This window comes from Streptomyces sp. NBC_00234 (assembly GCF_036195325.1).
Taxonomy (GTDB): Bacteria; Actinomycetota; Actinomycetes; order Streptomycetales; family Streptomycetaceae; genus Streptomyces.
In genome coordinates, this window is record NZ_CP108101.1 from 1 (window position 1) to 20,930 (window position 20,930).

Here is a 20,930-nt window from a genome sequence, read left to right on the forward strand (position 1 = left end):
CGCGGCGGGCTGACCCAAGAGCAGCGAACCCAGCTCGCCGAACTCGGAGTCGACTGGGCGGGAGGAACGGCATGAGCAGCAAGCTCTTATGCTGCGGGCCCGCTAGTGATGGACGGACCATAGGCCGTTCCAGAAAACTGGAACGGCTGGGACTGGGTCCGGTGGGGTTGCCGGGCTGCGGCCGGCTACCTGCTCGGGCGGCTGCGCCCGTGGCAGCGGGCGGGTGACTGGGCGGCCGGTCAGGTCCGCTTCACCGGGCTGTGGGTCCGGGCCCGGCTTCGGCCGCCAGGCCGTCGTCGTCCTGGTCCACGTCGTCACCACGCCGCGCACCAGCGGGCGCATCGTGCGAGCCCCGGCCAGCGAGACGCGGGCGCCGGTGCCGGTACGCGATCCGGAGTGGGTCGCCAACCGCTCCTGGGGAGAGCACGAGTAGACGGTAGGTCTCCGACTCCCTTACTGGCATTCGACTCGCTAGGACTTCGACAGGGCAAGGCCCGGACCAGATGTCCGGGCCTTCGTCGTGCCCAGGATCTTTTCTCCCGGTCGCTGCTGTCCGGGTGCCGGCTTCCGGCCCTACGGGGTGAAGGAGAAGCCGTGCCCGCCAGTACGAGACGCAAGCACCTGAGTCCTGCCACTGTCCCGCCCGCCATGTCGAACTCACGCCAGAGGCAGTACCGATGACCACCCGCCAGACACCCAGGGTGGCTTCGTTCACTTCAGCCGACAGCGTTTGTTCGTGGGTTCCGACGGCGTTCAGTGATCATCGACACTCTGAATGTTCATGAGAAATAGCGGCAGCGCCACCCTCTTGCCCATCCCACTCGTCGACCTGCTTCGCAGATCGACGCGATCGTTCTGCGGAAATGAAGCCGCGCTGTCTGCGGTAGAGCTGACACCATGCGTGTCATGGCAGATGACAGCACCAGTGGGTTTCGGGCGGGCCAGACGGGACTCATCGTCCGGATCCCGGAGGCAGAGCCGCCCGTCCGCAGGTGGCGTGAACGGCTCGACCCCTCAGCCCAGGCCGGGGTCCCAGCCCACGTCACCGTGCTCTTCCCGTTCCTCGACGAGAGCCGAATAGACGCGCTCGTCCACTCCGCACTCGCGGAGTTGGGCAGCCACCCGGCCTTTGACCTGCGGTTCGAGAGATGCGGACGGCTTCCGGAAGTGCTCTATCTCGTCCCCGAACCTGACACACAGCTGCGGCAGCTCACGGAGGCGATTGCTGATCGTTGGCCTGAGGCTCCGCCCTATGGCGGCCGATTCGCCGAGATCGTCCCGCACCTGACCATCGCTCAAGGTCAGGAGGACGCCGTCTTGGAGGAGATCGAGGCCGACCTCGCGGGCAAGCTCCCGTTCACCTCCCACGTCTCCTCGGTTGAACTCATCGTTCACGACGGGACGAAGTGGCAGGAACGGGCGTCGTTCGCACTCGGAGAATGAGGCCAGTCAAGAAGACCTGGCCAGGCCGCTGTCCGTTGGGCAGAGGCCCAGCAGAAGCCTCAGGTCAGCTGGCCTCAGCGTGTTCGGTGCGTGCGCGCGTGCTGGCGAGTCGGTAGGAGTCGGTGCCGGTCTCGATGATCGTGCCGTTGAAGGTGAGGCGGTCGACGATGGCCGCGCAGAGGCGTGGATCGCTGAAGGTCTTGGTCCAGCCGCCGAAGGACTCGTTGGAGGCGATGGCGACGCTGTTCTTCTCCTCGCGTTCTGTCAGGACCTGGAAGAGGAGTTCGGCTCCGCGGCGGTCGAGTTCCATGTAGCCGAGCTCGTCGATGCAGAGGAGATCAACGCGGCCGTAGCGGGCGATGGTCTTGTTCAGCTGCTTTTCATCTGCGGCCTCGACCAGCTCGTTCACCAGTTTCGTGGCCAGCGTGTAGCGGACCCGGTAGCCCTTCATCGCGGCCTCGGTGCCCAGGGCGATGAGCATGTGGGACTTGCCGGTGCCGGAATCGCCGATCAGGCAGAGCGGCTGACTCTTCTTGATCCATTCACAGCTGGCGAGGGTGTGGACGGTGGCGGCGTCGATGTTCGGGTGGCGTCGAAGTCGAAGGCTCGCAGGGACTTCTCCCTCGGGAAGCCCGCTGCCTTGATCCGTCGTTCCGAACGGCGCCTGGCCCGGTCGTCGCACTCGGTCATCAGCAGCTCGGCGAGGAAGCTGCGGTAGGTCATCTGGTCCTTGATCGCCCGGTCGGCGATCTCGTTGAACTCGTTGCGGATCGACGGGAGCCGCAGCAGGCGGCAGGCGGTGTCGATCGCCGCGTCGGCGGCCTGCTCGGTCAAGCCTCGCTGGCGGGGCAGGGTCACTGGACTTCTCCCTCATGATGGCCGCCGCCGCTGGTGCGACGGCGTCGTAGCAGTTGGTCGTAGGGGGTCACCGACGGCAGCGGCCGAGTGTCCGGCGGGAGGTGTGCCAGGCGCCACTCGTGCAGCGACGTGACGGTCGCCGGCGTCTCACCGGGCATCTGCGGAGCGGATGCGCCGACGACCGGCTCGTCCTCCGCCTGGGCGGCCTTGCGAGCCTCCAGCGCAACGGCATCAGCGGTCAGGTCGCCGGCTCGCAGGGCGGTGGCCAGGCCCGCGACCACGTGCTCGTGGGCGAGGTGCCGGTTCACCAGCAGGACCTCGATCAACGCCCGGGTGCCGTCCCGCTCGCCGTGGATCTTGCGGGCCTGGGCCCACCAGGCGTCATGGACCGGAGTGAATTTGCCCGCTGACCGGGCCTGTTCCAGGGCCGTGGCACCGGGGAACGCGCCGGGCTTGCGGATAAGGGCTTCGAGGTAGTGGTCCAGGTCCAGGCGGCAGCCGCCCTTCGCGATCAGCCTCTCGTGCCGGGCAACCTCCACGTTCCGGTCGTAAACCACCAGGTGAGAGGCGTGCAGGACGACGCGCACCCGCTTGCCGATGAGGCGGGTCGGGACCGAGTAGCGGTTGGTTCGGACGTTGATCTGGCTGTAGCGGTCGACCCGTGGCGTGAACAGCCGGCCCGTCTCGAAGGGCTCCTGAGGCAGCGGCATCAGCAGCGGCTGCTCGACGGCGAAGTACTCGCCGACGGTCCGAGGCCGCGAGCCGATCCGGCGGTGCCCGTCGTGCAGGTCCCACTGGTCGACCATCTCGTTCAGCTCGGCGAGGGAGTCGACTTCCGGGACCGGGGTGAAGTGGTTGCGGCGGAAGTAGCCGATCATTCCCTCGACGCCGCCCTTCTCATGGGCGCCTTCGATGCCGGGCCGGCAGTAGAAGCTCTCGATGCTGAAGTGCGAGCGGAAGGCGATCCACCGCTCGGTCTCCACCCTCGCCCGGCTCAGTCCGAGCACTTAAGCGACGGCCGACTTCAGGTTGTCGTAGCGGATCTTGGTCCGGGGAACACCGCCCAGCGTGCGAAGCGCGTGCACATGCCCTTCGAAGAACGCTTCCTGGCCGCACGAAGCGAACACCCGGTGAACGGCCTTGCCCGAGTAGGACAGGCGAAGCGAGAACAGGTAGCAGGTCACCAGCTCGCCGGCCAGGCGCACCGTCACGTCGCCGAAGTCGACCTCCGCCTCGTGACCGGGCAGGTGGGTCTGCGGCACGAATGCTTCCACCGGGGCCTTGCCCGAGGCCGCGAGGATCTCCGGTTTCCGATCGGAGACGTAGCGCCGGACCATCTGGTAGGAGACGTCGGCGCTGTGTGCTTCGACGAGTCGGTGGAAGATCCGGGTGATCGTGTGCCGTTGCTTGCGCGGTGCGTCGAGGTCCGTCCGCAGCATCTCGTCGATGACCGGCTTGTACGGATCAAGCGCGGTCCGCCGTGGCGGAAGCTTCTTGCGCGGCTCCGGCCAGACGGAGTCTGCGGCCTTCTTCACGGTCCGCCACGACACGTTGTACTTGCGCTCAAGCTCGCGCATCTTCATACCGGCACGGTGATCACGCCGGATCGCCGCGTACAGCTCGACCTTGGACATCTGCGGCATGACCAGGACCTTTCGCCAGGAGCATCCCGATGCTGCCCTGGCAAGTACCGCGGTGCTGTCGAAACTCGTGAACATCACCCGACCGTGGATCTGGGTGCCTCCCAAACCCGTGAACAACCGACGGCACTACTGGGGCTCTGGCTCATCTTCTGTGGAGCAGTGACGCTGCGTCCTGTCGAAACCCTGCTCACCCGACCTGGGTCCCAGTTGGCGCCCCTCCCGTCTCAGGGCCACGGCAGGCTTACTCCGCCGCGCGCCATCAGCTGCGTGCTCGTCGCGAGAGGATGGGGTGGTGATCCGCTATGACCCCGAGATACAGGCCCTGTACCGCCGCTATTGCCTCCCTGCGCGCCGCTACCTGAAGCTTGGCGGAGCGGTACTTCGCATGTCGCGCGAGGAGTACGAGCCATTCGTTCATGCCCTGGCCGCTGATGCGAGGGCTGTTACCGACGCCGAGCTCACCATCCTCTTCGAGGGCAGCTGGCGCGAGCGGCGCACCGCGGCATGGCTCGCCGCCGTCTCGCGCCGTGACCACTTCCGCGAGCGTCTGGGAGCGCTGCTGCTGGAGAGCGAGGTCTGCTTCGCGGGTGGGGCCTACAGCGTGGCGTTGGCGAGTTTCGGCACCGCGCGGGACGCCGACCTGCTCGCCGCTTACCTGGATCACTACCTGCATCGGCCCGACCTCGCCTACGACCAGCCGATAGCCATGGGCGCCCTGGCGTACACCGACTCCGTCCTGCACAGCGACCGGGCCAGCCGTTTCCTCCAGGAGGGCGGCCTGTGGCGGCAGTGGTTCCAGGACGCGCCCCACATGCACGGCGAGGACGGTATCTCCACCTACCTGGGCGGCATCCGCCTCGCTTGCACCGTCATCGACGAATGCGCCGACACCTGACCCCATCGGTCTTGTTCGCGTCGAAGACTCTGGCTCGTCGTCCTTGACGCGGCGACCCTCCGCCACGCCCACAGAAGTTGAGCCAGAACCACTACTGGTGAATAAAGCCACAGGGGTAAGCGCGACCAGCGACAGACGTTCGTCGTGTCCGTTGGGCCGCTGCGGGCGTGGGACCACGCGTCGGTGAGACCGGCGTTTCCGTCCTGAATCGGCAAATGGCAGGACGGACCATCTCCGACCGGGGTGGGCGGGTGTGGTGCGGTCCGTCGGTGCCAACTCCTCCATCCTCCGGCCGCCGGGATGGAAGCATGGCCCTATGGCAGACCTGCGTCGTAAACCGTCTCAAGAACCCTGTGTACCCACGCTCATCCTCGATACCTGCGTGGTCACCGCGCTGCCGTGGAACAGCACGGTCTGGGAGTTGTTCCGTGCCGTGCGCGCGGCCGGGACCGGGCGGATCGCCATCTCGGAGATGGTCCTGATCGAGCTGCTCGCTCAGAGGGGCCGGGAATACAGCTCGGCGCTCGACAAGGCCACCGCCGCCCATCAAGCCCTGTGGAAGCTGCAGTTCGTCGACATCGACGGGACACATGTCTGGCCGGCCGTCTACAGCCCGGAGGATTCTCTGCAGAAGTGGGAGGACATCTACCGCCAGACCATGGAGGTACTGCCCCTGACCCGGGAGGCTGCGGTGGAGGGCCTGCGCCGTGAGGCCCACCGACTGCGTCCTGCCCGGGCGTCCGGGAAGACGGCAACGGGCAGCAGGGACGCGGCGATCTGGATGACCGTGCTGGAGCAGGCGAAGGTTGATCCCACGTGCCCTGTGTACTTCGTCAGCAGCAATGTGACCGACTTTGGCCCGAACGGAAAGCTGTACCCCGACATGGCGGACGAGGTGAGTGCCGCCGGCGTAAGCATCGAATACCTCACCGACCTCGACGAAGCACTCAGTCGGATCAGCCGCCGCGAGGACCTCGCCCACGACGACGAGGGCCTGGCCGGGCGCGTCACCGCGGCGACAACGACGCAGGCTTTGTGGTCGTTCATCGTCGAGTCGATGGAGGGGCAGCAGGTCGCCGGCGCCGTCGTTGACTTCGACGATGAGGACCCGTTCGTCGAGTGGGAGTCCGCCTGGTCCGATTTGCAGGTGCGGATGATGGAGGTCTCGTCCTGGAGCGACGAGGCCTCCTACGCCGTCGGAACGGCCGACAGCCCGGGCAGCCCGGTCAGGACCCTGGCCGTCACCGTGAGCATCCTGGTCGGCGGCGAGGCACGGCGCTGGACCCGGCGCATGGGAACCGGTGATGTGGAGCCCGTCGCCTTCGCCATCGACCTACGCCTTCTGTTCGGTCACGGCTCCATCAGCGTCGCATCGGCCGGCGAACCGAGAACCTTCACCGCCGCGGAAGACGATGCCGCCACCGCCATGGCGGTCCGGCTGTGCGCGGATCACGGATAGTCCGTCCCCCGGCGCCCCCAGCACCAGGAAGCGCTCTAGCGTCCAAGGCGCGTCAGCGGAATGGCCCACCATCTCGTGTCAGTAGCCAGCCATCGCCATAAGCCAGAGACCCGCAAGAGGAAGCCGTAACTGATCAACCGTCACTACACCGGATCATCGACATGAAGCCAGCGCATCGCAGCTGCGGCTCCGTCTCCCGTCCCGACGGTCACGCGCACGACGAAGGGGGCCTGAGCAAGGCACAGGCAGCGTTCCAGCGGGGTCTGGCGGCCCTCAGGCAATGGTGGAGCGAGAGGCGACCGGCCGGTGCCAAGGGGGCACAGCGAAGAGATCACGGTCGACGGCGAGGCAGAGCCAGTGATCGTGCAGCTGGGCGTTGGATCTCCAACACCAAGACCAGGCGCGACAAACTCACCCAAGAATGGCAGCAGCAGGTGTCAGGCCCATTCCATGCCGAGCCCTCGTAGCGCGCTGGGCTGTTACCTCCAGGCGAAGGTCCCCCAAGCGGTGTTCCTCCAGCGCCCGCAACTGCGCGCTGGTCAGGCTGTAGTGCAGGTGAGGCCGTTCCACGCAGTCAGGGCGGAACGCCAGGGTCACCGCGGCCGCGCCCAGCCGGCCCCGGTGTCCGTCGCCGTACGGCGCGTAGAGCGCGGTCTCCAGGATCAGCACCCTTCCGGCCTCGGCGGCCGCCGGGGTCTTAACCTCCAGTTGCAGGCGCAGGCCGTGCGCGCCCAAGTCCTTGAGAATCATCAAGCCGTTGTCCCGGTGGCCGATGGCCAGGGACCCGATGGGCGCATCGAAGCGCAGTTCGTCCATCCTGGAGTGCCTTCCTGGTGGTTCGTATGCCGGGCCGATTCTCCACTCCCAGCCCGGGACGCCGCCCGGCATTTACTGCAACGACGCGGGCCCCGGCCGATGCACGCTCCTGGCCAGGCGCGGGGTCCGTCTCCGACCCGCGGGACGGCCCACAAACGGCCCGTCGAAGAAACGTCTTTGGCCTGCATCGATGTCGGAAGCCACTGATAGCATCCGCGCACTTGCGCGGAGGACACACGTTCCTTCGTGGGGAGGGGAACACCACATGGGCCTTCATGCCCTCAGACGCGAACGTCTGGCCACGGCAGTCACGGTCGCGGCGCTCGCCGTTGGCAGCGTCACCGCCTACCCGCTGATCACGGCAGCACCGAGCAGCGCCGCGACGCTCGCCCCCTGGGGTACAGCGACACCGATCACCGGCACCGGGGTCGACACCTCCGTGAATGAACTCGTCACCGCGACCGATGGCTCGGCCGTCGCCGTCTGGAACCAGTTCGCCAGTACCAGCAGCAACGAGCGGAAGCTGTACGCCGCCGTCCGCCCGGCAGGCAGCGACACCTGGGGAACTCCGGCACTGCTGGCGACAACTCCGACGGAGGGCGGATCCGTCGAACTGCATGCCTCCGCTGACGGCACGGTCACCGCCGTGTGGGTGGAGTTTCCCGACTCGCCCGCCCCAGGGGCGGGCCCGCTGAACATCCGGATCGTCAGCTCGGTGCTGTCGGCCGACCACTCCGCCTGGTCCGTCCCTGTCGAGCTCGTAGGGAAGGACGAGGCCTGGACCGACGGCGGCATCGACCTTGCCGAGGCGTCCGACGGCTCACTCACCGCGGTCTGGGGGACCAGGGCTACGTCCACCGGCAAGCTGGAGGTCAGTACCGCGACCCGAGGCCCGGACGGCGCCTGGAACGACCCCGAGCAGATCAGTACTGCCGTGGCGGACGGGGCCAACACAGCCGCGAGCCCGAGCGTGGCCGTCGCCGCCGACGGTACGACCGTCGTCGTCTACGACCAGCGGGCCGGAGAGGCTGCCTCGCTGCAAACGGTCACGAGAGCGGCTGGATCCACCGCTTGGACGGCTCCGTCCGCGGTGACCGGCACCTACCAGTCGGTGACCGCGCCCCAACTTTCAGCTGCGGACGACGGCTCGCTGACCCTCGCCTGGGAGGGGCACGCCAACGAGTCGCAGGCGGCCATCTATACCGCCACTCGCGCTGCTTCGGGGGGCGCCTGGTCGGCCCCCCAGGCCGTGACCAACACGGACTCGCTGGTCGAGACACCTGAGCCTCTGATCGCCCCCAATGGCGAGGTGACCCTCGTCTGGGTCGACTACACCACCACCTACGGCACCCGCACCACCACCCGCAGCAGCAACGGCACGTGGTCGGCCGTACGGACCCTGTCGACCAGTTACGTGCCCGAGCAGTACGACGTCGCCATAGGCGACGACGGCACCGTCCACGCCCTGTGGACCCAGGTCAGCAGCACCGGGCGCGTCCTGATGGAGTCCGCACGCAGCGGCGGCACGTGGACCACCGGCACCCAGCTCCCGGGCTCCGCCACCGCCTACGTCCGCGGCCAGGTCTCCGTCGGACCTGACGGGGGCGCCACCGCCATCTGGGCCGGCGCCACCAGCGTCAGCAGCGTCAACCGGCTCTATGGATCCCGGACCGTCTGGCCCACACTCGCCGTCAGCGGATCCGCCGTCCCGGCGACAGCCGCCCTCGTGGGCAGCACGGCCTCCAGTAGCGCCTGGGCTCCGGTCTGGCAGCTCAGTCGCCCCACCTCGTCGTGGTCGCTGACCCTGACCGACCCGGCGGGCAGAACCGTACAGACCCTCACGGGCAGCGCCGACGGCCTGAAGGCAGCGGCGAGCTGGAACGGCCGTACGAGCAAAGGCGGGTACGCACCCAACGGACCCCTGACCTGGACACTGCGCGCAACCCAGTCGGGCGCAGCCACAGCGGTGAAGCTGGCATCCGGCACGCTCACCGTCACCGGTGGCGCCGCCGTGGCCCGTGACTTCAGCGGCACCTCGGCGACCCCCGACGGCACCGGTGATCTGCTCACCCTCAATTCCTCGGGCACTCTGACGTACCAGCTGGGCAAGCGCACCACGGGAACGTTCTCCGGAAAGGCCAGTGGCGGCGGCTGGGCCACCTCCGTCAAGGCCCTGCCGATCGGGGACCTCAGCGGCGACCGCTGCAACGACGTTCTCGTACGCCTGAGCAGCGGCTCGCTCCGCCTCTACAAGCCGGGCTGCGGCAAGGCTGTCACTCCGGCTACGTCGTACACCTCGCTCGGCACGGCCTGGGACCAGTACAACGTCGTCACCTCCCCCGGGGACATCTCGGGCGACGGTAGGCCCGACGTGATCGCCCGCAACTCCTCCACCGGAGCCCTCTACCTCCACAAAGGGACGAGCTCCGGCACCCTGGCCACGCGCGTGAAGCTGGCCACGGACTGGTCCGGATACAAGAAGATCGTCGGTGTCGGGGACCTGAACGGCGACGGGTTCGGCGACCTCCTGGCCCAGACTGGCGCCAACACCCTGTACCGCTACAGCGGCACCGGAACAGGCACGTTCAAGGCTCGCGTGAAGCTGTCCAGCAACTGGGGCGGCTCGTACAACACGGCCGTCGGCGTCGGCGACATCACCGGTGATGGCAAGGCGGACCTCGTTTCGCGCGACAGCGCGGGCAACGTCTACCGGAACAACGGCGACGGCAAGGGATTCTTCGGCTCCCGTACCCAGATCGCCACGGGCTGGTCGGGATACAAGTCCCTCTCCTGACGACCGCACACCAACGGGAGCCCGGGACCCCACAGTCGCGGGCTCCTATTTAGACGTCGTTTCTTATGGCTTGATCGTTCGTTGAACCGTGCATGATGAATCTGGTTGAGCGGTTGGTGCCAGACGAGTTGTGAGTGCTGTTCCGGCGGGTGGTGCCGCCCACGGAGGCGAAGCGTCCGCAGGGTGGGGGCCGGCGGCGGGCGGGTGATCGTGAGGCCCTGGCCGCGATCATCTTTGTCGCCACCTCAGGCTGCACTTGGCGGCAGCTCCCGCCGTTGTTGGGCCCGGCCTGGCCGTCGCCCTGGAGAGGAACACGCTTTACCCGGGCTCGCCAGTGAGGCAGGCGTGGCAAAGGCATCGGTCCGGGTGCGGACTGTACGGCGCCGTCTCGGCGCGGTACTGGCGCGCATACCGCTCCAGCGTCGCGGAGGCGTCCGCTGCGTAGTCCGCGCCGAGTCCACGTTCGCGTCCTGCCTCACGCAGCCGCTCCAAGACGCGCGGGGCGTGAACGAGCTTCGGCCGGAAGCCGTGGAGGTGGCGCGTCGCCGTGTCGATGACGATCCACCGACTTGTGTGCCGCTCACGTCCGACCACCGTGACCCGATCGCCTCCCGGACCCCAGTACGCATCGGCCACGTACACCTTCGCCCCGCCCTTGAAGCACTTCGTCCCCGGGCGCAGTTCCTGGCCGCCGACTCCGCATCGACGCCAGGCCACAACGTTCGCCGCCACCAACCAGGCCGGCTCCTGCCGCGGGACATCGGACTCGTTCACACGCCCCGCCCTCCTCGCGGACACCCTGCCGGATCCGCAGCACAGCACTCCACATGGCGTTGGCCGACAGCTGTGGTGCTCAACCGTGTAGCTGGTCAGCAGAGTGGCGGGACGCACGCCCATCGTGGCGAGGTCATTGGCGTTCTCGACCAGGTTGTCGAGCGGGCCTGATGACGATGAGCATAGTGGCCCGCTCGACCAGGGAGCAGGGCAGGTCGCGTGCGGCAGGTTACGGAACCAACGCGGCTCCTGCGCCTGAGGGGTGAGACTTCGGAAAAATCCCCCAACGCCACAGGAGCCTCGTGCGTCACGGGGGTCGAGCCCGTCACCCGATCAGTGGCCACGCTGAAAGAGCTCAGTAGGTCAGCGCGTCCTCGGCGGTACCGAAGAAGCTGGTGACCTGGCTGTCGTTGACCGTGACGGGGCCATCGTTGACCGGAACGGTCATCGGGCTCTCGGAAGCGGCGAGTGCCACTTCCACCTTGTCGGCGCTCTTGCCACCCGCGGTGTCGGCGCGCGAGAACATGATCCCGGCATACGCGCTCTCGCCGGGCTTTAGAATCCAGTCCTTGCCGGCGGGTCCCATGTACCCGGCGGCGCCGTCGAGCCCCGGAATCGTGATCACCAGCTCGTTCGGTGACAGCAGACAGGGGTTGCTGCCTTTGTTGCTGGCGGTCAGCAAGGCGTGGTTGACCGGCCTGGACGCGACGGTGACGTTGTAGGTGAGGTCGGCCGTCTCGCACATGCCGACACCTCCGTCCTGATCGTCGTCGGCCCCGGGCTTCGGCGACGGCGGCGGGGTGCTGGGGCTGTCGGAGGACTTCCCGCTGCCGCTGCCACCGTCACCAGGGTCGGCGGACGAGGGCATGTCGGTGCCCTCGTCCGTACCTGTAGCGGAAGGGCTCGCGTGCGTGCCCGGGGTGGCCACGTCGTTCTCGACGTCACCGTTGCATGCGGTCAGGGCCAGGATGCCGATCGACAGAGCGGCGAGCGCGGCGGTGGTACGGCGTGAACGAGCTGTGTGAGCCATGCGAAGTCCCCCGGGATTCGGAATGTCCCGGTGATCGTGCCTCATGGGAGCGGTGTTGCCGATTGATCGCACCGAGCGGGAGCGGTCTTCGAACAGGTTCGTGACATTGTGACGGCGGCCGTGGCGAGGGAGTACCCGGCATCGAGCGGTGGCCGTACACGCGGCCGGCCCGGCTCGGCGAGGCCCTGAGCAGGGTGAGGTCGGCGTTCACGGCGGCGCGGTCGAGATATGGGCGACAACTGGGCCCACCTGTGCACAGTGGCAAAGAACGGATCGACCCCATGGACGAGCTGGGTGCCGATCCAGGCCGAGCGGCTCCGTACTGGGGTTGGGGGAACCTGCCGGATCAGTACGCCCGCCGCTCGGACAAAGACGACGGGGAGGCCCGCACGCCGGAGCGTCCTTCCCGCAGCGGCCTAGGCCGTGTCGAAAGTGGATCTTGAGCGATGGATGATCACGGTTCATGGGGCGGGGAGATCTCACGGACGAGCAGTGGGCGGTGTTGGAGCCGTTGTTGCCGAAGGGGACGAAGGCGGGGCGGCCGCCCGTCTGGCCCCGGCGGCAGTTGATCGACGGTATGCGGTTCCGTGTCCGTACCGGTGTGCCGTGGCGGGACGTGCCTGTCGAGTACGGGCCGTGGGGCCGGGTCTACGACCTGTTCCGCCGGTGGCAGCGGGACGGCACCTGGCAGCGGATCCTCACCCGGCTCCAGTCCCTGGCCGACGCGAAGGGAGCGATCACGTGGGACCTGAGCGTCGACTCCACCGTGTGCCGTGCCCACCAGCACACGGCCGGGGCCCGAAGGCAGGGTGACCTGCAGAAGGAACCACCCGGCGGTGTCTTCACCGAGCCGGTCGATCACGGGCTGGGACGCTCACGCGGCGGGTTCACCACCAAGCTGCTCCTGGCCGTCGAGCAGGGTCAGAAACCCATGTCGATCGTGGTGACCGCAGGGCAGCGCGGCGACTCGCCGCAGTTCGAACCGGTGCTGGAGAAAGTCCGCGTGCCCCGCATCGGACCGGGCCGACCGCGCGTCCGCCCCGATCGCGTGCGGGCCGACAAGGCGCGCAACCGCCAGAAGCGAGGCTACCGCGGCGGCCGGCCACCACGTTTCGATCCGGTCGACTACCGCAAGCGCCACGCGGTCGAGTGCGGGATCAACCGCCTCAAGCGCCACCGAGCCGTAGCCACCCGCTACGACAAGCTCGCGGTCCGCTTTGAAGCCACTGTCCTCGTCGCAGCCATCAACGAGTGGCTGTGACCAGCACGCTGCTACCACTCGTAGTCCTGGGCCAGCTCCCCCCAACGAATGCTGCGAAGCGCGAGGTCGGCATCCTCACCCGCCGGTACCTCCGGTGCTGGCTGGAACCAGGCGACGACGAGAGTGGAACCGTCCATTGCCGGATCGAGCGCCGTGGAGCCGAAGACACCGACGCAAGCCACGGAAGGCAGCACCTCAACGGGACCGAAGGCGCCTGCGGTCTCATCCGGGCACTCGCGCGAGGGCGGAACGAGATGGACCGGCAGGGAGGGAAATGCATGCTCGGCCTGCCGCTGGAGCCAGCTGACCTTCAGGTCGTTGATGCGCTTGCACGGGTAGCCCTCCAGCATCCCCCCGTAGGTCGAAGACATCCGTAGCTCGGTGAGCCGGATCGAGCGACCCGACAAGAGGACTATGTGACCCAGTGACATGCCGACACCCTATGCACACGGTTCACTTCCGATACACGGCCTAGGTCTCGGTACTCACCACTCTGGGACCGTGACCCCTGCCGCCGCGAACGGGTCCAGCAGCACCCGGTACTGCTCCTCCGTCAGTTTCGTACGCTTGCAGACAGCGCGCGCGGCGATCGAGCAGGCGGGCTTGATGTCGAAGCAGAGGTCCGGGCGGAAAGCGTCCAGTTCGTGGGTGCGGCGCAGGAGAGCGGTGCGGACGGCACGTTCGATCGCGGAGTTCTCGGACGCGGAAACCCTGGTCGCATGGCTGGCATCGCGGCCGCCCATGCTCCAGCGATCGAGGGAGTCCTCGTACAACGCGGCGAGCGCCGCCGGCGGCAGAGCCGTGGACTCCTCAATGAACCGTGCAGTGGCTGCCTCCATGCCCCGTCCCTCCCAGATCTCGGCCAGGGCACCCACACTACGGCGCGGATCGGACAGCCCACACCACTCCCAGCATTACTGAGTACTGGTAGCCAAACCTGTCGGTGATCGGCTTCCCCTCCCGGCGCAGGGCAAGCAACCGGCGCACGTAACGCCCGAACAGCCACAGCGGGCAACCCGGTCCATCCGAAACCCGGTGCCACTCCTCCTGCTCCTGAACCACGCATCGAGCACACCAACCACCCACCGGCCGAAGGATAGGAACTCACGAAACTGAGACAACGTCACCCGTCACGCGATAACACCCCAAGACAGGCCACCTACCCTGATCTCTCACCCCATGACAGTAAATCCGCACCGCAAGAAAGGCCGCTGACCAGCAACAAATCCTCACAAGCAACGGTCTCTCACAACCACTGTCCCGAACCCGAGAGATCGCAGCCGGAAAGTGACACCGAGCCGGAGCAGCGGTTGCTGCTGCGGTTCGGGGCGCACCGCGACCCTGTTCTGGTCGCGCGGCTGGTGCAGTACAACCTGATCGGGCCGGAGCACGCGAACTGGAAGGCCGGCCACCGGGCGGCCGTTGCGTACCGGGAGCGGGAGAGGGTCTCGCGGTGCCGTATGACCACGTCGAGGGCGGGGGTGGCGAAAGTGGGGGGCGGGTATCCGCCGGGGAGATGGCTGTCGGACCAGCGCAGGGCGATGCGGGCCGGAACCATGCTGGCGGAGCGGGCGCAGGACCTGGAGGTGCTGGGCATCGTGTGGGAGCCGGCGGACGCGGCGTGGGAGGAGAACCTCGGTGCGGCCAGGGCGTACTTCGAGGCGTACGCGACGCTGGCCGCTCCGGTCACGGCCGCGATCATGGACCGGCCGGTGGGCCAGTGGTCGGCGAACGCCCGGAAGGTCGGCGGGCTCGGGAAGGACTCCGCCCGTGCGGGCCGCAGGGCGGCGCTGCTCGGGGCGATCGATCCGGACTGGCCCGTCGACTGGCAGCGTCACTACGCCGCCCTGGCGGGCCTTGTGGCGCCCGGCAGCGTGCTCGCGCATGTGGAGCCCGGGTCGATGGTCCACGGGATGGACGTGGGCCGGTGGCTCGCCACACAACGGGAAACTGGGACCGGCTCGCCGTCGGGCAACGCGAGCGCCTGGCCCGGCTCGGTGTGAAGCCCGCCCCACGATCGGCGGGCCCGGCCCGCAAGACTCGGAGCGACCGGGGAGCAGCGGGCGGTGCGTTCGAGCGCGGTATCGCCGCGCTCACCCAGTACAAGGAACGGGAGAGGACGGTCGTCGTGTCGAGGTCCTGGGAGGGGGAGCTACCCGACGGGACAACTGTCCGGCTGGGCGTATGGCTCTCCAACACCCGCAGCAGGCGGGCCGGCCTGACCCAGGAACAGCGAACCCACCTCGCCGAACCCGGAGTCGACTGGGCGCAGTAGCAGGGCGGGGGGCGGTCCGGTTCGGCCGCCGCTCCCCACCCCGCCCGGTCATCCGCGTGAGGGTGGGTTGGAGCTGGTTGCCGGTTCATTCAGACAGGGCGGCTCGGCGCCGGTGGAGGAGCCGTCTCCGACGCCGAAGAGGAAGGCGAGCAGTGCCAGGGCAAAGGCAGCGGCCCCCAGAGCTGCCAGCAGGTCACCGCTCGCGGCTGACCTGGCGGTTGACTGCTGATTCTTTGTACAGCGGTAGACGAGCCCACCGACGGCGCAGGCGGCCGCGAAGAGCAGCGCATTCTCCGCGGAGATGTACAGGTTCACCCGAGGCCTTAGGGTCCGTGGGGCCCCGATTGCGGGAGCCCCTCGCGAGAGGTAAGAACCTCTTCCGCAGTGAGCCCTGACTAGGTCTCGAATCGCCTATGACGTTGTGACGTCAGCCGGAAAAGGTTTTTAAACCTCCCGGGCCAACTGGGCTCCAGGATCCTGCAGTCCGCGCCTGTGCGTGGATCCGAGCACTGCTCTGGGCGCCAAGCCTACCGAATCCCGGGGGCATATCCTCCGCACCCGTGCAGGCCGGTTGGCTCGCACGTCGCGCCTCCGAGGAACGTGCCCTCAGCCGTACCAGAAATCTGGAACGGCGACGGCATCGTGGCGTCTCCGGGCGAGTTACGGCTGCGGCGGTGTCGGCGTGCGGGTGTGGCCTGCTGTCGGGGTGGTGGAGCGGCATCTTGCCGCGATCGGGGAGACGCGGGGCTCGACCGCGCCCGATGGGAGCGAGCACCGGACGGGGGTGTGGACCGTGAACCAGAAGCAGCGCCGCGACCGGCTCGACCCCGGGCAACTGCGCGCGCTCGCCGAACTCGGCATCGACCGGGCCCGGGAGAAGGCGTGCCTCGCCAGCCCGGCCGTCATCTCACAGGCTGTCCTGTGACACCGAACCCTGACCGTTTGCCACTGAAGATTGGCCGATGGTCCGTAGGCAGGATGTAGCCATGGAATACGAAGTGCCGTTGTCCGGAGGACGCATCACCTCGGGCGTAGTCAGGGTCGGCAACACCGTCCGGAGGCCGGCCACCGCGTCGTCCTCGTTCGTCGCCGAGCTGCTTGGTGCCCTCCAGCGGAAGGGCTTCGCCGGCGCTCCGCGTCACCTCGGGTTCGACAGGGCCGGTCGGGAGATCCTCACCTACCTTCCCGGCCACGTGCCGACCCGATTCAAGCGTTGGACCGATCCCCAGGTGGCTGCCGCCGGCTCCCTGCTCCGCGCCTTCCACGACGCCACACGTGGCAGCCGCCTGGCCGGTCGGCACCCCGTGGTCTGCCACCACGACCCGGGGCCGAACAACACGGTCTTCGCAGACGACGTGCCGGTCGCCTTCATCGACTTCGACACCGCTGCCCCCGGCGATCCCCTCGAAGACCTCGGCTACATGATGTGGACCTGGTGCATCTCCTCCAAGCCTGACGCTCCGCCCGCTACCGTCCAGGCCGCTCAGGTACGCGTCCTCGCCGACGCGTACGGGCTCGACGCCACCTCCCGCTCATGCCTCATCGATGCCGCGCTCGACCGCCAGACCCGCAATGCCCAGTGGTGGCGCAGCCACCTCGCGGGCCCTTCCCCGCACGTCGCCGACGACCACGAGATCGCCGGGCGAGTCCGGTGGTCTGAGCGGGAGTACGCCTACACCTCAGTCAACCGCACGACCTTCGACGCAGCTCTGGACTGACAATCCGGCGTTCTGGCTGCGATCTCTCGGTTTCGTGCCAGTGGTGCTTGAGGCGATCGCAGCACCGTTCCACTACGTTGCGACGTTTGTAGAGTTGCTTGTCGAAGGCTGACGGGCGACCGCCGAGGCTGACGCGCCGGAGTCGGTTGCGGGCCTGGTCGGCCCGCTCGGGGATGGTGTGGCCGATGCCGCGCTGCCGAAGCCAGGTACGGATGGCTCTGGAGCTGTAGCCCTTGTCGCCCAAGACGTGGGCAGGCCGCACTCGGGGCCGTCCCGGGCCGATGCGAGGCACTCGTATCGCTGCCATCACGTTGGTGAACTGGGTGCAATCGGGTGGGGTGGATGCGGCAGGGCTGGGAGCGGTGTCGGGATTCGCGCGGGATGCGAAGCACTACGGAGTTCGGGCGTCGTTCTGGCTCTGTAGCCTTGATCAACATCGTTCAGTCTTGATGTCGCTCGTGCGTTCGTTCTGAGCGATGGCCGGGCCAGGGCGACCGTTCCCTCTCGTCCCTCTGCTGACGGGAGGGAACGTCCGGTGATGCCGTGCCAGGGAGGGGCTGTGGTGTTCGCTTGAGCTCTGCGAACCCGGAGCGGCCAGATCCTCCCCTCGCGCTGGAGAGTGTCGTGATGGGCGGGTATCGGTACCCGCGAGCAATCACTACGAGCTGGGGATCTCCCTGACCAGGCGGGAGGTCCAGTTGCACCAGATGCGGCCGGGCAGGAAGGGGCCGCCGACCTCGTCCAGGTGGTCTTCGACGTAGGGGATGCTCGAGTCGCAGACTTCAATGCCCTGGTCGAAGAAGCTGGTCTGTTCGGGGTCCGCCTGGAAGCTCCAGCGCGGGTTGTAGGAGGCCGGCCGGGGGATGATCCGCGTGAGCACGTGGGGCTCGTCGTCGGTTTCGCCGCTGATGAGCGCGCGTGCGTGCGCGATTTCCTTACTGCTCGTCAGCTTGATGACGAACTCCTCGCGCGTGATGTCGGTCATCACGAAGTACGCCGGGTCCGACGCGGCCGCGCGCACCGACCCCTGCAGTGGAGTGCTGGCCTGAGAGGGCTGCGCCACGGTGAAGGCGAGCACGCCGGCGGCGGCCACGCTGGCTGCCTTGGTGAACACATGTCGCATGAGGGGTCTCTTCCCGTTCCAGGTCGTCGCACCGATCGCGACTGACTACTGAGAGTATTGAATCAGTAACTTGGTGTGATCGAATTGATCTCAGCGTTTGAGTCGCGGGTGACGTTCCCCCTCGCAGCTCACAGCGTCCCGGGCAACATCGCCTTCACCACGCTCCGGCCAGGCCGCCAGGGGCCCCGGATCACGCCATGGCGCGGGCGTTACTCAGTGCCACACCCCACCCGGCCGTAGCTATACGAGAACAGGGCCATCTACTCGTCGAGCCGCGGTGCACCAGTCCCGCCTCGGCCGCCAAGGGCATCTGAAAGAACGTCAGCACGTTCACAAAGGCGCGATTACCGCATAACAGGAATTCGAACCAAAACGCGACACTTAGGTGTATCTACATGGTCGGGTGCCCGACCTCGGATAGGTAGTGGATCTCCCCTCTTCCCTGACCGAGGAGCCCTCGTGCTTTGTCGTCGTGCCCTGGGCGGGCGTGCCGTGGCAGCGTTCACCGCCGCAGCCTCCGCCGTACTCACCTTCACCGTGCCCTCCGGCGAGGCGGCCGCCGCCGACCAACTGCATACCCAGCGGCAGGCGAGCCGGCCCGCCGCGAACGGTGACGCGATCAGCTCGGAGCCGGCCGTGTTCTACCTGGACCCACTCAAGGCGATCAAGGTCAACGCGAGCGTGCACCGGATCATGTACCGCACCACCGACCGCACCGGGAAGGCCATCGCCGTCACCGGCACCGTGCTCAGCCCCACGACTCCCCGCGCCGGCCAGCGCCCGATCATCGCCTTCTCCCCCGGCACCCAGGGCCTGGCCGACAAGTGCGCCCCCTCCCGGCAGCTCGCCGACGGCACCGAATACGAGGCGCTGCCCATCAAGAAGCTCCTCGACCAGGGCTACGCCGTGGTGGTGACCGACTACCAGGGGCTCGGCACGCCCGGAGTCCACACCTACCTGGACCGCGAGGCGCAGGGCCGCGCGGTCCTGGATGCGGTCCGGGCGGCCCAGCGTCTGGACGCCGTGGATCTGCCGGACGCCGGTCCGGTCGCGCTCTACGGCTACTCCCAGGGCGGCGCCGCGGCAGCGTCCGCGGCCGAGCTGGCCCCCACCTACGCGCCCGAGCTGAAGATCAGGGGCGCGGTCGTCGGCGCTCCGCCCGCGGACATGACCAAGGTGGCCGCGAGCATGGACGGCTCGGCCTACGGGGCGTTCTTCAACTACGCCCTCTCCGGGCTCGCCACCTCGTACGGCATCGACATCGGCCCGTACCTGACCGCCCACGGCAAGCGCGTGACGAACGACCTGCGGGACAACCTGTGCACGACGCAGGCCCTCGCCAAATACCCCTTCCTCAACTCGCGTTTCCTGACCGTCGACGGGCGCCCCCTGACCGAGCGCCTCGGACGCGCCCCCTGGGACACCATCGTGGCCGAGCAGCAGCTCGGCAAGCGCAAGCCGGCCGTGCCCGTCCTGCTCTCCCACAGCTCCCTGGACGACGTCGTCCCCCAGCAGGTCGGCAAGAACCTGGCCGCCGACTGGTGCCGCCTGGGTACAACAGTCAAGTTCTCCAGCAACACCGTCCCCGGCCACATCGCCGCGGCCGAAGCCACCAGCACCGAGGGCCTGCCCTGGCTCGCCGACCGATTCCTCAACAGGACCGCACCCACCACCTGCTGAACCCGGCGTTCCCCCTCTGCCCCGCCTCCGCAGAGGGGGCATCGCACCTGACGGCTCAAGCCGGGTCTGCCTCGGGGCAGCGCGAACCAGCATGGTCGAAGCTTCGTCGCTGCCCCGGGGGCGGCCCACGCGGCGTCCTCGGCGGCGGCGCGCCCCACCGCGGTGCCAGATGCCGAGAGCGCTGCACCGGTCGAACGGCAGTCGGTAGGAGAGGCAGGGGTCAAGGGATGCGTATGGTCCAGCTCTCGGGGCGGACGTCGATCACGGGCATGCCGGCGGCGAGAGCGGCGGCGATGCCCTCGTCGGTGTTCTCGAAGGCGAGGCATCGCCGGGGTGGGGCGGCGAGCTGTGCGGTGGCGTGGAGGTAGGCGTCGGGGCAGGTTTGAGACGGGTGACGTGTTCGCGGGCGACGACGATCGGGAAGAGGTCGGCGAGGCCGTTCGCGGTGAGGCCGATGCGGACGACCTGCCCGTCGTTGGCCGAGGCCACCGCCAGCAGCAAGGGACGTCACCGGAACCCCGACACCTACCGCCGTCAGATGACCCGGCAGCTGGTCGTCCGGCGTGCCATTCGCATCAATTATTCGAACAGACGTAGCATTACAGTGCGCCCAAGAACGTTGCTCCTCTCGACTTCCCGCAGGACCTCCGCGACTCCCAGGAAGCTCTGCACCGCACCCGCGCCGCGTACGAGCAGTACGCCGCGACGCTGCCGTGGTCGGCCGAGCCGATGCCGGGCTGGGAGGGCAGCAAGCAGCTCCACTCCGACTACCGGCCGTCGAAGCCCAGCAGTCCCGGGGACACGGAGGAGCAGCGGGTGGAGGTGGCCCGTTTCCGGGCTGAGCTGCTGGAGCTCTCTGCCGTCGTGTCGACGCATGCCTTCTGGGCGCAGGTGGAGCGGGGCGACCTGGTGCAGGCCCGTATGGCGCTGAAGCATGCCCATGAGGAGGCGGCGGGCGAGGGGGTAGTGGTGGCTGACCCGACTCAGATATCTCGCCTGGACAAGCTATTGATCACCCGCGAGTACCTGCGGTTCCAACTGCAACGGCTGGATGAGGCGATCCGGGATCTGAAGGCCCAGGAGGTTCGCGACCGGCATCGTGCGGAGCAGGCGCGGGCGGATCAGGGGGTGGAAGATCCAGCCGCAGCGCGGTGAGGCGCC

At 68.1% G+C, this 20,930-nt stretch carries 19 protein-coding genes and 4 pseudogenes; 13 read left to right on the forward strand and 10 right to left on the reverse strand.

Annotated elements, in window-relative coordinates:
* The first annotated feature begins 223 nt into the window (after window positions 1-223).
* Both OG230_RS00005 and OG230_RS00010 read left to right on the forward strand, forming a co-directional pair.
* The gene (locus tag OG230_RS00005; protein WP_328908024.1) at window positions 224-433 is read left to right on the forward strand and encodes a hypothetical protein; all 210 of its coding nucleotides are present in this window, start codon (window positions 224-226) and stop codon (window positions 431-433) included.
* 473 nt (window positions 434-906) lie between these two features.
* Window positions 907-1,443 (forward strand): 2'-5' RNA ligase family protein, encoded by a 537-nt coding sequence (locus tag OG230_RS00010; RefSeq protein WP_328908025.1) that lies wholly within the window; start codon window positions 907-909, stop codon window positions 1,441-1,443.
* Between the two features lie 64 nt (window positions 1,444-1,507).
* Here OG230_RS00010 and istB read toward each other — a convergent pair.
* Both istB and istA read right to left on the reverse strand, forming a co-directional pair.
* Window positions 1,508-2,301: pseudogene (gene istB, locus OG230_RS00015) on the reverse strand (IS21-like element helper ATPase IstB).
* A pseudogene (gene istA / locus OG230_RS00020) lies at window positions 2,298-3,935 on the reverse strand (IS21 family transposase). Before istA ends, istB begins: the two co-directional pseudogenes overlap by 4 nt.
* Before the next feature lie 301 nt (window positions 3,936-4,236).
* On the opposite strand from istA, the gene OG230_RS00025 reads away from it, so the two are divergent.
* Both OG230_RS00025 and OG230_RS00030 read left to right on the forward strand, forming a co-directional pair.
* Window positions 4,237-4,839, forward strand: coding sequence for a DUF6000 family protein (locus OG230_RS00025; protein WP_328908026.1), 603 nt, complete (start codon window positions 4,237-4,239; stop codon window positions 4,837-4,839).
* Between the two features lie 316 nt (window positions 4,840-5,155).
* On the forward strand, window positions 5,156-6,298 hold the full coding sequence (locus tag OG230_RS00030; protein WP_328908027.1) for a PIN domain-containing protein: 1,143 nt from the start codon (window positions 5,156-5,158) through the stop codon (window positions 6,296-6,298).
* Between the two features lie 411 nt (window positions 6,299-6,709).
* On the opposite strand, the gene OG230_RS00035 is transcribed toward OG230_RS00030, so the two are convergent.
* A complete protein-coding gene (locus OG230_RS00035) occupies window positions 6,710-7,114 on the reverse strand; it encodes a hypothetical protein (RefSeq protein ID WP_328908028.1) in 405 nt (134 codons plus the stop codon).
* A gap of 265 nt (window positions 7,115-7,379) precedes the next feature.
* Here OG230_RS00035 and OG230_RS00040 point away from each other — a divergent pair, with 265 nt between their 5' ends.
* Together OG230_RS00040 and OG230_RS00045 are read left to right on the forward strand one after the other, a co-directional pair.
* Complete coding sequence (locus tag OG230_RS00040) at window positions 7,380-9,908, forward strand: FG-GAP repeat domain-containing protein (RefSeq protein WP_328908029.1); 2,529 nt, start codon at window positions 7,380-7,382, stop codon at window positions 9,906-9,908.
* 134 nt (window positions 9,909-10,042) lie between these two features.
* Window positions 10,043-10,231 (forward strand): annotated as a pseudogene (locus tag OG230_RS00045) (transposase); the annotation flags it as partial.
* An 806-nt stretch (window positions 10,232-11,037) separates the two neighbouring features.
* Here OG230_RS00045 and OG230_RS00050 read toward each other — a convergent pair.
* A complete protein-coding gene (locus OG230_RS00050) occupies window positions 11,038-11,712 on the reverse strand; it encodes a DUF4232 domain-containing protein (RefSeq protein ID WP_328908030.1) in 675 nt (224 codons plus the stop codon).
* A 463-nt stretch (window positions 11,713-12,175) separates the two neighbouring features.
* On the opposite strand from OG230_RS00050, the gene OG230_RS00055 reads away from it, so the two are divergent.
* A complete protein-coding gene (locus OG230_RS00055; RefSeq protein ID WP_328908031.1) occupies window positions 12,176-12,973 on the forward strand; it encodes an IS5 family transposase in 798 nt (265 codons plus the stop codon).
* 11 nt (window positions 12,974-12,984) lie between these two features.
* Here OG230_RS00055 and OG230_RS00060 read toward each other — a convergent pair whose 3' ends face one another.
* Together OG230_RS00060 and OG230_RS00065 are read right to left on the reverse strand one after the other, a co-directional pair.
* Complete coding sequence (locus OG230_RS00060; RefSeq protein WP_328908032.1) at window positions 12,985-13,404, reverse strand: hypothetical protein; 420 nt, start codon at window positions 13,402-13,404, stop codon at window positions 12,985-12,987.
* 54 nt (window positions 13,405-13,458) lie between these two features.
* Window positions 13,459-13,812: a hypothetical protein gene (locus OG230_RS00065; RefSeq protein ID WP_328908033.1), complete on the reverse strand. Its 354-nt coding sequence runs from the start codon at window positions 13,810-13,812 to the stop codon at window positions 13,459-13,461.
* 471 nt (window positions 13,813-14,283) lie between these two features.
* Between OG230_RS00065 and OG230_RS00070 the strand changes: the two genes are divergently transcribed.
* Window positions 14,284-14,976 (forward strand): helicase associated domain-containing protein, encoded by a 693-nt coding sequence (locus OG230_RS00070; protein ID WP_328908034.1) that lies wholly within the window; start codon window positions 14,284-14,286, stop codon window positions 14,974-14,976.
* Complete coding sequence (locus tag OG230_RS00075; RefSeq protein ID WP_328908035.1) at window positions 14,973-15,248, forward strand: helicase associated domain-containing protein; 276 nt, start codon at window positions 14,973-14,975, stop codon at window positions 15,246-15,248. Before OG230_RS00070 ends, OG230_RS00075 begins: the two co-directional genes overlap by 4 nt.
* Before the next feature lie 48 nt (window positions 15,249-15,296).
* On the opposite strand, the gene OG230_RS00080 is transcribed toward OG230_RS00075, so the two are convergent.
* Window positions 15,297-15,563 (reverse strand): hypothetical protein, encoded by a 267-nt coding sequence (locus tag OG230_RS00080; protein ID WP_328908036.1) that lies wholly within the window; start codon window positions 15,561-15,563, stop codon window positions 15,297-15,299.
* Between the two features lie 478 nt (window positions 15,564-16,041).
* On the opposite strand from OG230_RS00080, the gene OG230_RS00085 reads away from it, so the two are divergent.
* Window positions 16,042-16,173, forward strand: coding sequence for a hypothetical protein (locus OG230_RS00085; protein WP_328908037.1), 132 nt, complete (start codon window positions 16,042-16,044; stop codon window positions 16,171-16,173).
* Between the two features lie 61 nt (window positions 16,174-16,234).
* The gene (locus OG230_RS00090; protein ID WP_328908038.1) at window positions 16,235-16,966 is read left to right on the forward strand and encodes a phosphotransferase; all 732 of its coding nucleotides are present in this window, start codon (window positions 16,235-16,237) and stop codon (window positions 16,964-16,966) included.
* Between the two features lie 40 nt (window positions 16,967-17,006).
* Here OG230_RS00090 and OG230_RS00095 read toward each other — a convergent pair.
* A pseudogene (locus OG230_RS00095) lies at window positions 17,007-17,297 on the reverse strand (transposase); the annotation flags it as partial.
* A gap of 327 nt (window positions 17,298-17,624) precedes the next feature.
* Window positions 17,625-18,089 carry a BP74-related protein gene (locus OG230_RS00100; protein ID WP_328908039.1) on the reverse strand — a complete coding sequence of 155 codons (465 nt, stop codon included), beginning with the start codon at window positions 18,087-18,089 and terminating at the stop codon, window positions 17,625-17,627.
* 459 nt (window positions 18,090-18,548) lie between these two features.
* Here OG230_RS00100 and OG230_RS00105 point away from each other — a divergent pair, with 459 nt between their 5' ends.
* The gene (locus OG230_RS00105; protein WP_328908040.1) at window positions 18,549-19,769 is read left to right on the forward strand and encodes an alpha/beta fold hydrolase; all 1,221 of its coding nucleotides are present in this window, start codon (window positions 18,549-18,551) and stop codon (window positions 19,767-19,769) included.
* Window positions 19,770-20,030: 261 nt separating this feature from the next.
* On the opposite strand, the gene OG230_RS36340 is transcribed toward OG230_RS00105, so the two are convergent.
* On the reverse strand, window positions 20,031-20,258 hold the full coding sequence (locus tag OG230_RS36340) for a hypothetical protein (protein ID WP_443051619.1): 228 nt from the start codon (window positions 20,256-20,258) through the stop codon (window positions 20,031-20,033).
* A gap of 327 nt (window positions 20,259-20,585) precedes the next feature.
* Between OG230_RS36340 and OG230_RS00110 the strand changes: the two genes are divergently transcribed.
* Window positions 20,586-20,924: a hypothetical protein gene (locus tag OG230_RS00110; RefSeq protein WP_328908041.1), complete on the forward strand. Its 339-nt coding sequence runs from the start codon at window positions 20,586-20,588 to the stop codon at window positions 20,922-20,924.
* Window positions 20,925-20,930: the final 6 nt, after the last annotated feature.

What these genes read in the sequence shown, in the direction of transcription:
- OG230_RS00035 (WP_328908028.1), bottom strand. Translation starts at nt 7,114, where the DNA reads ATGGACGAACTGCGCTTCGATGCGCCCATCGGGTCCCTGGCCATCGGC.
- OG230_RS00050 (WP_328908030.1), bottom strand. Translation starts at nt 11,712, where the DNA reads ATGGCTCACACAGCTCGTTCACGCCGTACCACCGCCGCGCTCGCCGCT.
- OG230_RS00030 (WP_328908027.1), top strand. Translation starts at nt 5,156, where the DNA reads ATGGCAGACCTGCGTCGTAAACCGTCTCAAGAACCCTGTGTACCCACG.
- OG230_RS00100 (WP_328908039.1), bottom strand. Translation starts at nt 18,089, where the DNA reads ATGCGACATGTGTTCACCAAGGCAGCCAGCGTGGCCGCCGCCGGCGTG.
- OG230_RS00060 (WP_328908032.1), bottom strand. Translation starts at nt 13,404, where the DNA reads ATGTCACTGGGTCACATAGTCCTCTTGTCGGGTCGCTCGATCCGGCTC.
- OG230_RS00040 (WP_328908029.1), top strand. Translation starts at nt 7,380, where the DNA reads ATGGGCCTTCATGCCCTCAGACGCGAACGTCTGGCCACGGCAGTCACG.
- OG230_RS00065 (WP_328908033.1), bottom strand. Translation starts at nt 13,812, where the DNA reads ATGGAGGCAGCCACTGCACGGTTCATTGAGGAGTCCACGGCTCTGCCG.
- OG230_RS00055 (WP_328908031.1), top strand. Translation starts at nt 12,176, where the DNA reads ATGGGGCGGGGAGATCTCACGGACGAGCAGTGGGCGGTGTTGGAGCCG.
- OG230_RS00010 (WP_328908025.1), top strand. Translation starts at nt 907, where the DNA reads ATGGCAGATGACAGCACCAGTGGGTTTCGGGCGGGCCAGACGGGACTC.
- OG230_RS00090 (WP_328908038.1), top strand. Translation starts at nt 16,235, where the DNA reads ATGGAATACGAAGTGCCGTTGTCCGGAGGACGCATCACCTCGGGCGTA.